General features: G+C 71.9%; 15 protein-coding genes and 1 pseudogene. 5 read left to right on the top strand and 11 right to left on the bottom strand.

The genetic code is table 11. The annotated features are described in order from the left end of the window. Nucleotides 1-272, top strand: a 272-nt coding sequence (locus B056_RS41940) for an IS30 family transposase (RefSeq protein WP_018502681.1), incomplete at its 5' end; no start/stop codon positions are given. Nucleotides 273-568: 296 nt separating this feature from the next. Beyond that, entirely contained in the window at nt 569-1,285 is a 717-nt protein-coding gene (locus tag B056_RS0114985; RefSeq protein WP_154677044.1) for a hypothetical protein, read from the top strand. A 348-nt stretch (nt 1,286-1,633) separates the two neighbouring features. On the opposite strand, the gene B056_RS0114980 is transcribed toward B056_RS0114985, so the two are convergent. Further along, on the bottom strand, nt 1,634-1,873 hold the full coding sequence (locus B056_RS0114980; protein WP_018502679.1) for a hypothetical protein: 240 nt from the start codon (nt 1,871-1,873) through the stop codon (nt 1,634-1,636). Nucleotides 1,874-1,974: 101 nt separating this feature from the next. Here B056_RS0114980 and B056_RS46050 point away from each other — a divergent pair. Together B056_RS46050 and B056_RS0114965 are read left to right on the top strand one after the other, a co-directional pair. Next, nucleotides 1,975-2,195 (top strand): annotated as a pseudogene (locus B056_RS46050) (response regulator); the annotation flags it as partial. Nucleotides 2,196-2,302: 107 nt separating this feature from the next. Then, nucleotides 2,303-2,878 (top strand): sensor histidine kinase, encoded by a 576-nt coding sequence (locus B056_RS0114965; RefSeq protein ID WP_018502676.1) that lies wholly within the window; start codon nt 2,303-2,305, stop codon nt 2,876-2,878. Between the two features lie 64 nt (nt 2,879-2,942). Here the strand turns inward: B056_RS0114965 and B056_RS0114960 are convergent, their stop codons facing one another. The 3 genes from B056_RS0114960 to B056_RS36570 all read right to left on the bottom strand — a co-directional run bounded on the left by B056_RS0114960 (nt 2,943) and on the right by B056_RS36570 (nt 4,867). After that, nucleotides 2,943-3,578 carry a hypothetical protein gene (locus B056_RS0114960; RefSeq protein ID WP_018502675.1) on the bottom strand — a complete coding sequence of 212 codons (636 nt, stop codon included), beginning with the start codon at nt 3,576-3,578 and terminating at the stop codon, nt 2,943-2,945. A gap of 71 nt (nt 3,579-3,649) precedes the next feature. After that, nucleotides 3,650-4,126, bottom strand: coding sequence for a hypothetical protein (locus B056_RS0114955; protein ID WP_154677043.1), 477 nt, complete (start codon nt 4,124-4,126; stop codon nt 3,650-3,652). A gap of 285 nt (nt 4,127-4,411) precedes the next feature. Then, the gene (locus tag B056_RS36570) at nt 4,412-4,867 is read right to left on the bottom strand and encodes a winged helix-turn-helix transcriptional regulator (RefSeq protein ID WP_018502673.1); all 456 of its coding nucleotides are present in this window, start codon (nt 4,865-4,867) and stop codon (nt 4,412-4,414) included. Between the two features lie 108 nt (nt 4,868-4,975). On the opposite strand from B056_RS36570, the gene B056_RS0114945 reads away from it, so the two are divergent. Beyond that, entirely contained in the window at nt 4,976-6,481 is a 1,506-nt protein-coding gene (locus B056_RS0114945; RefSeq protein WP_084647161.1) for a DHA2 family efflux MFS transporter permease subunit, read from the top strand. Between the two features lie 300 nt (nt 6,482-6,781). On the opposite strand, the gene B056_RS0114935 is transcribed toward B056_RS0114945, so the two are convergent. The 7 genes from B056_RS0114935 to B056_RS0114910 form a co-directional block, all read right to left on the bottom strand. Further along, nucleotides 6,782-7,027: a DUF2630 family protein gene (locus tag B056_RS0114935; RefSeq protein WP_018502670.1), complete on the bottom strand. Its 246-nt coding sequence runs from the start codon at nt 7,025-7,027 to the stop codon at nt 6,782-6,784. Between the two features lie 43 nt (nt 7,028-7,070). Then, a complete protein-coding gene (locus B056_RS36565; RefSeq protein ID WP_018502669.1) occupies nt 7,071-8,624 on the bottom strand; it encodes a DHA2 family efflux MFS transporter permease subunit in 1,554 nt (517 codons plus the stop codon). Then, a complete protein-coding gene (locus tag B056_RS0114925) occupies nt 8,591-10,699 on the bottom strand; it encodes an MMPL family transporter (protein WP_035751555.1) in 2,109 nt (702 codons plus the stop codon). The genes B056_RS36565 and B056_RS0114925 overlap by 34 nt, the downstream gene beginning before the upstream one ends. A gap of 572 nt (nt 10,700-11,271) precedes the next feature. Next, entirely contained in the window at nt 11,272-11,745 is a 474-nt protein-coding gene (gene bfr / locus B056_RS0114920) for a bacterioferritin (RefSeq protein ID WP_018502667.1), read from the bottom strand. A 204-nt stretch (nt 11,746-11,949) separates the two neighbouring features. Further along, complete coding sequence (locus B056_RS40660) at nt 11,950-12,144, bottom strand: (2Fe-2S)-binding protein (RefSeq protein ID WP_076784700.1); 195 nt, start codon at nt 12,142-12,144, stop codon at nt 11,950-11,952. A gap of 368 nt (nt 12,145-12,512) precedes the next feature. Continuing rightward, nucleotides 12,513-13,343: a family 1 encapsulin nanocompartment shell protein gene (locus tag B056_RS0114915; protein WP_018502666.1), complete on the bottom strand. Its 831-nt coding sequence runs from the start codon at nt 13,341-13,343 to the stop codon at nt 12,513-12,515. Further along, the gene (locus B056_RS0114910; RefSeq protein ID WP_026239725.1) at nt 13,340-13,741 is read right to left on the bottom strand and encodes an encapsulin-associated ferritin-like protein; all 402 of its coding nucleotides are present in this window, start codon (nt 13,739-13,741) and stop codon (nt 13,340-13,342) included. Before B056_RS0114910 ends, B056_RS0114915 begins: the two co-directional genes overlap by 4 nt. Between the last annotated feature and the right edge of the window lie 225 nt (nt 13,742-13,966).

Below are 13,966 nucleotides of genomic sequence, written 5' to 3'. Positions count from 1 at the left end.
GCACCGAGATGGCCGAGCACGCCCGATTCACCGTCACGACCGGTATCCCTGTCTACTTCTGCGACCCGCATTCACCATGGCAGCGTGGGAGCAACGAGAATACCAACGGGCTGCTCCGCCAGTATTTCCCTAAGGGCACCGACCTGTCGGATCACACACAGGCGGAACTCGACCGTGTCGCCGACCTGTTGAATCGCCGCCCGCGTCAGACCCTGGACTGGGATACACCCGCCGAAAGACTCAATCACCTGCTACTCTCGCAGAGCGGTTGATGCACTGACGGGTTGAGCTCGCCATCACTACGTAATAAAAACCAGATACGACAAGGTCCGTCACGGCCGTGACGGGATCGGATTCCTGCTCTTCCCAAGCGAACTGATACCCATGTCGCAAGACAAGAAACGATCGATTTTCGAGGTGAAAAAAAGGGAATCCGGGGCAGGAGGAGCAGGAGGGACGGCCCCGAGGATGACCGTCCCGACTTGCCAACAGGAGGAACTCGGTGAACCAGCGGGCAGAAAAGGCCAGGTCACGCCGCTTGCCAATGGGGCGCGCGGGGGTCGCGGCGATGCGCACGGCGGGTGTGATGACCGCGGTGGCGCTCGTCGTCGGGTGCGGCGGGTCGGATCCGGAGACCGATGACCGGGCCGAGGCGGCACCTCCTGCCACCTCCGAGTCGGCGGCGGCGTCGCCATCTGCCCTGCGAGCGGAGGACTTCGTCCTGACCGAGGGACCGGAAACCGCTGGATTCACGGGTACCCCGCCGGCCCCCGATTCCGAGGAGTCCGCCGACCTGCGGCAGGTAGCCGCCTGCCTCAAGATCCCCGAGACGGCCCTCGAGACCGACGCGGCGGCGCTCGACCACGCTCGCGGTATGCAGTTCGCCTACCAGGGGGCTCGTTTCCCGAAGGTCAGCAGCACTGCCTCGATTCTGCCCGCCGACGTGGTTGGCTCCGACCGCGCCATCTTCGAGAAGGACAACTTCGCGAGCTGCCTCGGCCAGTTCCTGGACCAGGAGATAGCCGGGACGGTTCCGGGCGGCACCGCCGACATCGTCTCCGCCGAGGAGCCGGCGACGCTCCCGCCCGGGGCGACGGGCGCGGTTGATGCCGTCGCTGTGCTCTCCGACGCCTCCGGCAAGGCCAACGTGTTCTACACCTTTGTCTTCGTCCTCGAGGACCAGGTCGAGTCCACGTTGATGCTCGCGAATGTCGGTTCTCCCACCCCGCCGCAGATCGTGAACGCGATGGTCGGGCAGGTCGCCGAGAAGGTCCACAACCAGTAGGCGAAGACGTACGATCCGTGGAATTCAGTCGCCGTGGCGGCCGTCCCGCTTCCAGTTCGCGGCGGGCCGGCCGCCCTGGCAGTCGACCTTCACTTCGACTTCCCCGGCCGAACCGGTGGACCTGACCTCCGCCTCCCGGTCAGGTCCACGTCTGGACCTCTGCACGGCGTAGCCCTGGGCGGGAGTTGATCGCGGTGAGGGTGACCTCGGAGCCGGCACACCGGGCGACGACCGTGCCGAACGCGCGGGGCGCACCGCCGGGGCCGACCGGGAGTTGTGTCGCAGGATCCTGCCGCGTTACCGGCCCGGCCGGGCCGGTTCCGGACGGTCCCGGTGACCGGCTCTCGTTCACGCCCCCGTCGGCGGCCGGGTGGCGGGTGACGAGGCCAAGGCCGTCGGGCTGGCGAGATCCTGAGCGAGCCGCGCCTCGCTGAGCACCTCGCCGGACGGGTCGGTGATGCCGTCACCGATCACGCTGATCGCCGCGAGGCCGGTCAGCGTCGCCGCGACGGCCGCGACCAACCAGCCCAGGACGGCGAGCGTGGTGCGCCGCCCTCTACCACCGGCTCGCGCCGTCCTGACCCGCATGCCCCGACTATGCCTCGGCGATGGTTATGGGCTCCCCGGGGCGGGGTTAGGCGATGGTTAAGAACCTGGTCACCGGCTCCGGCCAGGACAGTTTGGCCTCTGTGGCCCGGCTTCTGCCGATCGAGGACGATCGGCGATCTCCCGCCTGCTGCCGCGCGCGCTCCGCGCCGCCGGTCACGCGGTCGCGGTGGTGGGGCCGGCCATGGCCGGCCTGCGGGGCGCGCTCGACGACCGGCCGGATCTCGTCGTCCTCGACCTCGGCCTGCCCGACCTCGACGGGCTGGACCTGCTGCGGATGCTGCGGGCCGTCAGCCGCGTCCCGCCGCCTGCGCACCCCGCTGACCGCCCTGCGGCTGGAGGCGGAGGCGCTCGCCGACCCGCAGGAGGCGGGCCCGGGTCACCGCCGCCGCCGACGGCCTCGAGAAGGCGGTGACGGCGCTCATCCAGCAGGCGCGCCGCAACGAGCTCGCCGCCGGCGGCACCGGTCCGAGCGGCACCGGTCCGAGCGGCACCGGCACCGGCGGCGGCCCGGGCGGCGCCGCGCCGGCCGGCGCGGGGGCCCCGGTCCCCGGCTGCGACACGGCGCGGGTGGTGCGTGACCGGGTCGCGTTCTGGTCGGTGCTCGCCGAGGACACCGGACGCCCGCTGTCCGTCGAGGTGACTGAACTCCCGGCGCCGGTCCGCCTGGACGCCGACACGCTCACCGCAGCGGTGGACGCGCTGCTGGGCAACGTCTTCGCGCACACCCCGGACGGGACGGCGTTCGCGGTGACCCTCGCCCGGCGCCCGGACGGCGGCGCGGAGTTCACCGTCGCCGACCACGGGCCGGGGCTGCCGGACGACGCCGCGCGCCGCGGCGAGTCACGGGCCGACTCGACCGGCCTCGGCCTCGACATCGCCCGCCGCGCCGCCGAGACCAGCGGCGGCCGGCTCGAAACCACCGGGGGCCCCGCCGACGGGGCCGTGATCATCTTCGTGCTGAGCCCGCCGGCCCAGGCCTCCTAGAACATGAGCGCGGGCCCCACAGCTCGCGGGCGGGCCCAGCGGCCCTGATCGCGAGGCCGGCCGCTCAGCCGACCAGCGCCTCGACACCGATCAGCGCCGCGATGAGGAGCAGGACCGCCAGGACGACCAGAATGCTGGTGATCACGGGCCGGCGTTCGAGGAAGGACAGCCGGATGCCCGGGAAGGTCTCGGGCAGCGCGGAGGTCAACACCGGCTCCGCCGGCCGGCGGACCTGGACATCAGCCGATCGCAGCAACCGTTCCAGGGCCTTCTGGTCCCAGCCCAGCATCCACATTGTCAGCGGTGGGGCCTGATCCCGCTCGATGACGAGGCGGGCGTCGGTCCGGGAACTGAACCGGGAGCTGCGGATCCGGGCGAAGGTGGCCTGCCGCAGGTCGGAGAGCGGGACGCGGACGGTCCGCCCTCGCCAGTCGGAACGGATGAGAACGCCGTTGTCAACGGCCACATACGACATCTTCCGCTGCCGCCAGAAGAACCACCCGTACCCCGCCAGTGCGCCAGCCGCCATCGCCCCGTAGAAGATCCATTCTCCGGTGTCGTTCCGGTCCGACCGAAATTCCGTTCGGAACAGCTGGGCCAGCAGTAGAACGGCTACGAACGCCATCACTGTGAGCTGCCGGGACCGGGAAGGCCGCACAATGTCCGCGGGTACCGCGACCAGCACGTCGGTGTCCTGCATGCCGGATGTCCTTTCCAGGTTCGGTCACGACAAACCGCCGCAGCCGGCTGGTTCTTTCTCCCCGAGCCGTTTCAGCGAAACGCGTCGAAGGCGAGCCGGGAGAGCATCATCAGCAGTTGGCACTCCGCGATACGCACCCCCGCGGCCAGGGCGGGATCGCTGACGGCCAGCGGCAGCCGCAGCCCTGGGATGGATCGGGCGGCCCGGATGAGCGTCATCCGCTGCGTCCTGTGCTCGACGGGAGCACCGAGACGGTCCAGTAGCTCGTCGAGCGGTCCCTCCTCCCAGACATCCACGGAGGTCCATCCCGGCCGGGCTCGCGAGGCCCGCTCGATGACAAGGATCTCGGCGTCGGGTGCGCGGCGAGACCGGGCGAGCCGCAGCCGAACGAGCCGGCGGATGTCCGCCACCGGAATCCTCGCCGCCGGCTCCGCGGGATCCCCGAGAATCAGGTCCCCGCCCCGCAGGGCGAGTATCCTCCGGTCTCCCCATTGGAGCGTCCGCCAGTGCAGCGCGACGAACGCCAAGAATCCCGGAACCGGGCTCACGAAAGCCATCCCGACGAGACCAAAAAACACGGCGGAAGCCGCTAGAACCGTGTAGGAGCCGACAACCAGTCCTATGATCCGCAACCGTCGACGGCGGAGGCCGGTGACGTTCTCCGACCGAGGAACGGTTATCGCCGTGGAGGACTCGGGCAGCTCCAGCACAAACCGGATGATGTCCGGTGAACCGGGATCCAAACCCGGACGCACCGCGCCCGTTGCTTCGCCGGTGGCCGCCCTGGTCGCCCTCAGGGTTCAGCCAGTGCAGCTACCAGGGAAAACACGGTCTCAGCTCGCCGTGGAATTCCTCTCGGCGTTCTCCAGGTCGTAGGCGCGGCGGGCCCGGGCGATGGTCGTCCGGTGTCGTTCGGCCCACTCGGTGAGGGCGGTCAGCGGGCCGAACAGCTCGCGGGCGGCGCCCGTCGCCGTGTACTCCACCTTCGGCGGGACGGTCGGGTAGACCTTGCGGACGAGCAGGCCGTCGCGTTCGAGCCGGCGCAGGGTGAGGGTCAGCATCCGCCGGCTGATGCCGTTGACGGTGCGTTCCAGCTCGGTGAAGCGAACCGGCCCCTGGGCGGCCGCGACCAGGATGCCGATGCTCCACTTGCCGCTGACCTGGTCGAGGACCTCCATGATCGGGCAGGCCTCCACCATCGCCGGGGCGAGCTCGCCACAGACCTCGGCGGGCGACGGCTGCACCGCCGGTGGCCGCTCCACGGTCACATCCGTGTGCCGCTGGGACATGAAAGTGCCTTCTTCCGCTGGTCCGGCCGCTGCCGCAGCATGGTCACAGAACATGATCCCCGGAACATCCCGTGGCGTCAGTTACAAACGATGCCCCAAGGAGAGTCCATGTCCCAGCCCTTCTCATCACCGGCGGAGACCGCGGCGAACCCGCCTGCTCCTGAGCGGACGTCCCCGGTGCCGGACGTGGCGGCCCCGCGGGCCGCCGGTTCCCGGCCGCTCGCGCTGATCGTGCTGTGCGCGTCGATGCTCATGGTCATCCTGGACGGCACCATCGTCACCGTAGCGCTGCCCACCATCCAGGATGACCTGGGCTTCTCCACCGCCGGGCTGGCCTGGGTGGTCAACGCCTATCTCGTCGCCTTCGGCGGTCTGCTGCTGCTCGCCGGCCGCGTCGGGGACCTCGTCGGCCGCCGGCGGGTGTTCGTCGCCGGGCTGGTGGTGTTCACCGTGGCCTCGTTGCTCTGCGGGCTGGCGGCGGACGCCGGCCTGCTGATCGCCGCGCGGTTCGTCCAGGGGGTCGGCGGGGCGCTGTCGTCGTCGGTGGTGCTCGGGATGATCGTGGTGGCCTTCCCGGAGCCGCGGGAGCAGGCGCGGGCGATCGGGGTGTTCAGCTTCGTCGGTGCCGCCGGGGCGTCGATCGGCCTGCTCGCCGGCGGGCTGCTCGTCGAGACGCTGACCTGGCACTGGATCTTCTTCGTGAATGTGCCGATCGGCGCGGTGGCGGTCGCGCTGTCGCTGCGGGTGCTGCCCGCCGAGCGCGGGCTCGGCCTGCGTGCCGGGGCGGACGCGCCCGGGGCGGTGCTGGTCACCGCGGGTCTCATGCTCGGCGTCTACGCGATCGTCGGCACCGCCGACGCGGGCTGGGCCTCCGTTCGGACCGTCGGCCTCGGTGGGCTCGCGCTCGCGCTGCTGGCCGCCTTCGCCGTCCGGCAGGCGACGGCCGCGCACCCGCTGCTGCCGCCGCGGCTGTTCTCCTCCCGGGCACTGACCGTGGCGAACGTCGTCCAGACGCTGATGGCCGGCGGGCTGTTCGCGTTCCAGTTCGTGCTCGCGCTGTTCCTGCAGCGGGTCCTCGGCTACGGGCCGGCCGAGACGGGCCTGGCGTTCCTGCCGATCGCGGCGACGATCGGCGCGTTCTCGCTCGGGCTCTCCGGGCGGCTCGCCCACCGCTTCGGCGCGGGCCTGGTACTGCTGCCCGGTCTGGTCCTGCTCGGCGTCGGCCTGTGGCTGCTGTCCCGCCTGGCGCCGGACGCGGCGTACCCGACGGACATCCTGCCGGTCGCGGTCGTCCTGGGGTGCGGGGGCGGGCTGACGCTGCCGGCGCTCACCCAGCTCAGCATGACCGGGGTGCCGCCGGACGACGCCGGGCTCGCCTCCGGCCTGGCCAACACCACGTTGCAGGTAGGCGGGGCGCTGGGGCTCGCCGTCCTGACCACCCTGGCGGCGGGGCGCACCGGGGACGCGGCGGACGGCGGCGCCGGGCCGGGGGCAGCGCTCACCGCCGGCTATCACCTCGCCTGGACCGGCGGCGCCGTCCTGATGGCCGTCGGCCTGCTGCTCACCGTCGCCTTCCTCCGGCCGGGCGGGGCAGCCCGGAGCCGGGTGCCTTAACGGTCCCTCAGCGTCCGGCAAGCGCGGCCCCGGCATGATCGGCGCGAACCTCAGTGCCAGGCGAACGCGCCGGACGGCACCGCGACCAGGCGGCCCGCCTCAGCCGGTGCGGCACGCAGGAGGTTCACACGGCCAGCGGGATCGACCCCCGCTCGTCCGCCCGGCAGGTGCGGGAGCGCCTGCGGACCCGCCGCGCGGCGGTGCCGATCAGCGCCGGTGTGCTGGCCACGGCCACGGCGACCGGCGGGGCCGCTCCGGGGACGACGACTGAACCCGGGTCACGACCTGGTGGAGCGGGATCTACTGGAGGTAGCCCTCGACCTGGTTGCCCGAGCCGGCGCGGGCCTCGTCCGGGTCCTCGCCGGCCGAGCGGGCCGCCCGGCGCCGGCGCAGCAGGTCCCAGCACTGGTCGAGGGTCTGCTCCAGCTCGGTCAGGCGGTCGGACTCGGCGTCCGCGTCGATCTGGCCCCGGGTGCGCCGCTGGCGCAGCTCGTGCTCCTCCGCCACCAGGGAGTCGATGCGCTCGAAGATCTTCGTGTCGTCCATTGTCCAGAGCCAACCACGGGGCGCGCCGGTGTTCCACTCCGGGTCAGCCGGCGGACCCGCCCGGAGCCGCCGGCGGACCCGGGGTGGCCCGCAGGCCGGGTGCGTCCAGCGGGCAGCAGATCCGCTCCGCCGCCTGCCGCCCGATCCGCGCGGACGCCCGCTGCGCCGCGGGCAGCTCGGCGGCCGGCCGGCGCGGGTTGCGGATGCCGAGCGCGGCGACCAGGCCGCCGGCCGCGCACACCAGCGCGCAGATGACCATCGCCCGGCGGAACCCGCGGTCGAACAGGCCCGGGTCGAGGTAGGCGGCGCCGCCCAGCCCGGCGAGGGCGGGCAGCACGGCGACGGCGACCAGCCCGCCGGTGCGCGCGACGTCGTTGTTCACCGCCGACGCCGCGCCGGCGTGATGCGCCGGCACCGCGGCGAGCGTGGTGGACGTCAACGGCGCGACGCAGGTGGCGAGCCCGAGACCGAGCACGAGGGCACCGGGCAGGACGTCGAACGGGTAGAACGCGTCCGGGCCGGCCCGGGTGATCAGCAGCAGGCCGGCGCCGGCGACGGCGGGGCCGACCGTCATCGGCAGCCGCGGGCCGATCCGGGTGGCCAGCGCGCCGGCCCGCGCGGAGAACAACAGCATCATCACAGTGACCGGCAGCAGCGCCGTCCCGGCGGCGAGCGGACTGAAGCCGCTGACCTGCTGGAGCTGGATCGGCAGCAGGAACAGCGCGCCGCCCAGCGCCGCGTACTGCAGGAAGGTGACGCCGTTCGCGGCCGTGAACTGCCGGGAGGCGAACATCTCCAGCGGCACCACCGGATCGGCCGCCCGGTGCTCCCGGGCGACGAACCCGGCCAGCAGCGCGACCCCGCCGACCAGGCCGACCAGCACCGGGGCCGACGTCCACCCGCGGCCCGGGCCGTCGATGAGGGCGAACACGACGCCGACCAGCCCGGTGGTCACCAGGGCGCCGCCGAGCAGGTCGGGCCGGCCGCGGACGTCGGGGTTGTGGCTCTCGGGGACGTGGCGCACGGCGACCGTGACCACGACGGCGGCCAGCGGCAGGTTGATCAGGAAGATCAGCCGCCAGGAGAACGCCTCGATGAGCCAGCCGCCGAGGAACGGCCCGGCGGCCGTGGCCACCCCGCCGAGCCCGGTCCAGGCGCCGATCGCCCGGCCGCGGTCGGCCTCGTCGAACGACGCCTGCAGGATCGCCAGGCTGGCCGGGGTGAGCAGGGCCGCGCCGACCCCCTGCAACGCCCGGGCGGCGACGAGGATCTCCACATTCGGTGCCAACCCGCACAGCAGGGACGTCAGCGCGAACCAGACCACGCCGACCACGAAGACCCGCCGCCGCCCGTAGCGGTCGCCGAGCGAGCCGCCGACGAGCAGCAGCCCGGCGAGTGCCAGCGCGTAGCCGGTGACCACCCACTGCAGGGCCGCCAGGTCGGCGTCGAACGCCCGCCCGAGCGCCGGCAGCGCGATGCCGACGACGGTCGCGTCGATCGACGCCAGCGCGGAGCCCAGCACCGCCGCCGCGACGACCCAGCGTCCCCGGCGGCCGGTGAGGGTCAGTCCGCCGACTTCGCCAGCTTCGACGGCCACCAGATCTTCTTCCCGATGTCGTAGCTCAGCGCCGGCACCAGGATGGAGCGGACGATGATCGTGTCCAGGAGCACGCCGAAGGCCACCGAGAACCCGACCTCGGCGAGGAACACCAGCGGCAGCACCCCCAGGACGGCGAAGGTCGCCGCCAGCACGACCCCCGCCGAGGTGATCACCCCACCGGTGACGGACAGGCCGCGGACGATGCCGGACCGCGTCCCGTGTTCGAGGGTCTCCTCCCGCACCCGGGTCATCAGGAAGATGTTGTAGTCGATGCCGAGGGCGACCAGGAACACGAAGGCGAACAGCGGGAAGCCCGGGTCGGCGCCCGCGAAGCCGAAGACGTGGTTGAACACCAGCGCGCTCACCCCGAGCGTGGCGGTGAAAGACAGCACCACGGTGGCGATCAGCAGCAGCGGCGCGACGAGTGCCCGCAGCAGCACCCCGAGCACGATCAGGATGACGACCAGCACGATCGGGATGATCAGGTTCCGGTCGTGCGCGGACGCGTTCTGGGTGTCGTAGTTGATCGCCGACTGCCCGCCGACCAGGGCGTCGGCGCCCTCGATCGGGTGCAGCGCGGCCCGCAGCGCCTTGACCGTGGCGTAGGCCTCGGGCGTGTCGTAACGGTGGGTGATCGTCGCCTCGACGGCGATCCGCCCGTCGACCTCGCCGACCTGGAGGCTGGCGGGCAGGCAGCCGTCCGCCCCGGGCCGGATCGGCGGACTGCCGGTGGCGATCGCGCGGGCCAGTTTGGCGTAGTCGAGCTGGACGCAGACCGCCCCCGGGTCGGTGGAGACCCCCGGGACCTTCGCGGCGGCGGCGATGACCTCGTCCCGGCGGTCGGCGTTCGCGGTGATCACCGCCGGCGCGCCGGAGCCCTGGCTGAAGTGCGCGTCGAAGATCTCCTGGCCGAGGATCGCGTCGGGGTCGTTGGTGAAGCTGTCGGTCGTCGACAGGCCGTCCACCTTGAGCGTGGTCATCGCACCGGCGCAGGCCAGCAGGAGGATCGCGGTGGAGACCCAGGCCAGCCGCGGCCGGCGCACCAGCCCGCCGGCGAAGCGCGCCCACGCGCCGTGACTGGCCAGGTCGGCCTGCCGGTCGAAGCGCGGGACGCGCGGCCAGAACACCCACCGGCCGCACAGCACCAGGAAGACCGGCAGGAAGGTCAGCATCACCAGCGCGGTGCAGCCGATGCCGATCGCGGTGACCGGGCCGAGGCTCTTGTTCGAGTTCAGCTCGCCCAGGTACAGGCACAGCAGGCCGAGCACGACCGTGACGGCCGACGCCGCGATGGCCGGCGCGGCACCGCGCCAGGCGGTGATCATCGCCTCCACCCGGCTGGCGTGGGTGTGCAGCTCCTCCCGGTAGCGGCTGACCAGCAGCAGCGCGTAGTCGGTTCCGGCGCCGATCACCAGGACGAACAGGATGCCCTGGCTCTGTCCGTTGAGCGTGAGCACGTCGTGCTTGGCCAGCGGGTAGATGATCAGTACTGAGACGCCGAGGGCCAGCACCGAGCTGAAGAGCGGGAAGAACCACAGCACCGGGCTGCGGTAGACCACGAGCAGGATCACGATCACGACCAGGCCGGCGGCGAGCAGCAGTACGCCGTCGATACCCTCGAACGCCTCGATGAAGGCCACCAGCAGGCCACCGGGCCCCGCGCTGTGCACGGCCAGGCCGGCGGGGACGTCCTTCTTCGCGATGTCGACGACCGCGTTCTCGACGTCGACCAGCTCGTCGCCGGTGACCTCGACGTCGCCCTTCTTGCCGACGAGCGGGACGGCGACGTTGGCGGCGGTACCGTCCACGGAGAACTGCGGAGCGGCGGACTGGTCCGGGTCGACGCCCGGGACGGCGCGGAACGCCTCGGCGTCCGCGGCGATCTTCGCCTTGTCGGCGGTGGTCAGGCCGCCCTCACGCTGGTAGACGATGAATCCCGGCAGTGTCTGGACGGACCGGAACTTCTCGGACTCGTCGGCCACCCGGGTCGACTCGGCCGACCCGGGCAGGAACGCGGCGTTGTCGTTCTTCTGCACCTCGGCGAGCCTGGCCTGGTACTGGCCGCCGAACATGCCCAGCAGCAGCCAGAGCACCGCCAGGCCCGCGAACACGTAGAGAATCCGCGGCCGCCGCGCGCGGCCCCCGCCCCCGCCGCTCCCCCCGCCCCCGCCGGTTCCGTCGAGCCCCGCCGAGGCCGACTCCCCGGATGAGGGCTCACCCGCCCCGAGCCCGCGCACGTCGGACCGGCCGGGCGCCGCGTTGTCGGGCGCCGCCTCATCGGCGGGCATGGCCTCATCGGCAGGCACTACGCCGTCGGCGGGCACGGCCCCGTCGGCCGACGGGGCGGGTCCGGGGGCCGCCGTGCCACCCGAATGATCGTCATCCCGGGGGCCGGGCACGGTCCGCGCCCCTTCGCTCTCCGCCGGCCGGGCTGCGCCCTTGTCGCTCAATCTCGCCGTCCTCGATCCAGGTGGCCTACCCGGCGCGGCCGCCGCCACGGACGCACTCGGGTGTGGTCCGGGGCATTGTGGCGTATCGCCGCCGTTCGCGCTTCGCGCCCCGCGACCCGACCGTCACCGTCCGGCTCCGCCGGGAGCCGGACGGTGCGCCCGCGGACAACGGATGTCCGCCGCTGGCGGGCGGCTCAGTCCTCGCGGATCTGCTGGGAGAGGTACTCGGGCGCGCCGAGCTGGGAGATGAGCTCGAGCTGGGAGTCGAGCCAGTCGATGTGCTCCTCCTCAGAGGTGAGGATCTCCTCCAGGAGCACGGCCGAGCCGATGTCGTTCTTCGTCCGGCTCAGCACGATCGCCTCGCGCAGCGTGTCGACGGCGTTCGTCTCGTGGGTGCGGTCGAGCTCGAGCTGCTCGGGCACGGTCTCACCGATGCGCAGTGTGTGCAGCCGCTGAAGGTTGGGCAGTCCGCCCAGGTAGAGCACACGGTGAATGATCCTGTCCGCGTGCTTCATCTCATCGATCGACTCGTGGTAGTAGTGCTCCGAGATGTACTTGTAGCCCCAGTTACGCTGCATCCTCGAATGCAGGAAGTACTGGTTGACCGCTGTCAGCTCATTCGTCAGAACAGCGTTCAGGCTCTCGACGATCTGTTCGTCGCCACGCACCGCCGGTTACCTCCGCGAGGGTCACCCGAAGCCGCCCCCGGGACGGCTCGGCCGACATCCGGCGGCGATGCCGTCACCGGCATGGCGGACTGACCCGACCAACTCGCGCTCCAGCCGCGCGAGCGGTGCGGGAGGCCCCGCGGCCGGCGACGGAGATCCACTCCGGGCCACCGAGATCACGTCCCAGGAGGCCCCGGTGGGTCACTAGGCTGATCTGGCAACCGGACGCCGCCGACGCGGCATCGCCTCGTCGAGCAGCTCGTCGATCTCCTCGAGACAGCCGCCGCATCCCGTGCCGGCGTCACACCTCGCACCGATCTCGTCAGCGTCATAGGCGCCCGACGCGATGACGCTCCGTAGCGTCCGGTCGGAGACAGCAAAGCATGAGCAGACCAGCACCGCACCTCACCACGCCCGGACTGGCCGGCGCTGGAGCCGCCGGCAAACGATATTCGCCGTTCCGGGAACTCCTCGCCTCGCGATCAGGCTTGCGCCGAGGATCAGGCTTAGCTAAGGCTTCCCTTATCGATAGAGTGCCACGGAACGGGCACCGGACGCAAGAGAGCCTTACCCACTTCACACACCAACCGCAACCAGCCACGACCGACAGTGACCGCCGGGCATGCGATTCGCCACCACGCGAACGCTGCGCACAACCGGCGGCCACCATCGAGGCCGATGACCCGGGCCCGATGACCCGGGCCCGGCGACCTGGGCCTGACGCCTCAGGCCTGACCCGTCAGGCCCGACCGCTCAGGCACGACCACTCAGGTCTGGCTGGCCGGGCGGTCCGTGTTGGGCACCAGCGCCACCGCCGCGTCGGGCTCGGTGACCCGAAAGCTGAAACTCTGCTCCAGGTACAGCTCGACCTCCTCGGTGGTGTGCGCGGAGTAGCCGACCGACAGGTCCTGGCCCGACTCGAGGATGAAGTCACCGCCGCGCTGGCTCAGCACCACCGCGCCCCGCACCCCCGGAGCCCGCACCACAGGGCCGTCGAGGATCTGCTTCAGATGGTTGAGCAGCAGGTAGCCGCCGTGCTCGGTGGCCTCGAGGATCGCGGTGTAGCCATCCGGGTCGATGGCCAGCCCGTACGGCCCGCCGATGCCCGCCCGGCGCAGCAGGGCGACCGCCTTCGCGACCGTGCGCGGGTAGGTGTCGGTGTCGGCTCCCAGCTCCAGCACCGGGTGCGACGACGCCTCGGTGATGCCGACGATCCCCGCCTCGGCATAGCCGTGGAAGACGACGGAGTTCTCGGTCGTCGCGACCCGGCGGGCCGCCTCCTCCAGAGCCGACAGGTCGATGTCGTCCGCGCCACGGTCGATCGCGTCCAGTTCACCGCGGTCGACGGAGAACACCGCCCGCAGCTCCATCACGGGCAGTACCCGGCGCAGCCGGGCCCGCACGCCCTCGCTCGGCGGCGACTGCAGCGCCGTCACCCGACCGATCGGCGTGGCGGAATAGGCCCACCCGTGCGGTCCGGCGAAGTCGACGAGTTTGCGGGCGGCGAGATTCGTCGTGAGGCGGGAACGGGCCTCCTCGTCGACGACCTTCCAGGCTTCCTCGCTCAGGGGCGCATGCCCACGCAGAAGATGGTTCACTCGCTCACACCTTTCAGGCTTCCGATCCCCAGCGAGCCGTCCGCCGGCTCCGTGGCGCGCACGGCGGCGTCGCCGTCGGATCCCTCGGCGCTCATCGCCTCTTCCTCGACCTCCGTGACCGGAACCGAGGTGAACAGATACGTGCGCAGCTGTGAATCGAGGACCGGGTCACGGCGACGCAGCCACTCCAGCGTCATTGCCGCGTGCTCTTTCTCCTCATCACGGTTGTGCGCCAACACCGCGGCCAGCTCCGGATCGGTGGCCGCCTGCACCCGCTGGTCGTACCAGTCGACCGCCTCCAACTCCTCCATCAGCGACGTGATCGCCCGGTGGCGATCGACGACGCCGGGCGTGAGCGCGTCCGCCGGCTCGTGTAGCCCCATACTTGAGTCGCCCATACGGCACTACCTACCACGCCTGGGCCCACCAACCCGCCGGGACGGCATGGGTTCACGAACAGCCGACATCCCGATGTGCGGCGACACGTCCACTTTCCGTCATCGCCGGAGGTCAGCCGGACGTCCGGTGGACCTCCGATGGACGGCGGACCTCCCGCGGACGGCGGACCTCCCGCGTGCGGCGGTAGCCGGAACGCGGTGTTCGGGAGGCGGTGCTCGGGAGGC

Origin of the sequence: Parafrankia discariae (genome assembly GCF_000373365.1) — a bacterium.
Classification (GTDB): Bacteria; Actinomycetota; Actinomycetes; order Frankiales; family Frankiaceae; genus Parafrankia; species Parafrankia discariae.
The sequence above is the reverse complement of the archived record's forward strand: the minus strand, read 5'-3'. Positions and strand labels throughout refer to the sequence as shown.

Bases quoted from the DNA above. Each gene is read 5' to 3' on its own strand.
- B056_RS0114985 (WP_154677044.1), top strand. From the start codon at position 569: ATGCGCACGGCGGGTGTGATGACCGCGGTGGCGCTCGTCGTCGGGTGC.
- B056_RS0114980 (WP_018502679.1), bottom strand. From the start codon at position 1,873: ATGCGGGTCAGGACGGCGCGAGCCGGTGGTAGAGGGCGGCGCACCACG.
- B056_RS0114960 (WP_018502675.1), bottom strand. From the start codon at position 3,578: ATGCAGGACACCGACGTGCTGGTCGCGGTACCCGCGGACATTGTGCGG.
- B056_RS36570 (WP_018502673.1), bottom strand. From the start codon at position 4,867: ATGTCCCAGCGGCACACGGATGTGACCGTGGAGCGGCCACCGGCGGTG.
- B056_RS0114945 (WP_084647161.1), top strand. From the start codon at position 4,976: ATGTCCCAGCCCTTCTCATCACCGGCGGAGACCGCGGCGAACCCGCCT.
- B056_RS0114935 (WP_018502670.1), bottom strand. From the start codon at position 7,027: ATGGACGACACGAAGATCTTCGAGCGCATCGACTCCCTGGTGGCGGAG.
- B056_RS0114925 (WP_035751555.1), bottom strand. From the start codon at position 10,699: ATGTTCGGCGGCCAGTACCAGGCCAGGCTCGCCGAGGTGCAGAAGAAC.
- B056_RS0114910 (WP_026239725.1), bottom strand. From the start codon at position 13,741: ATGGGCGACTCAAGTATGGGGCTACACGAGCCGGCGGACGCGCTCACG.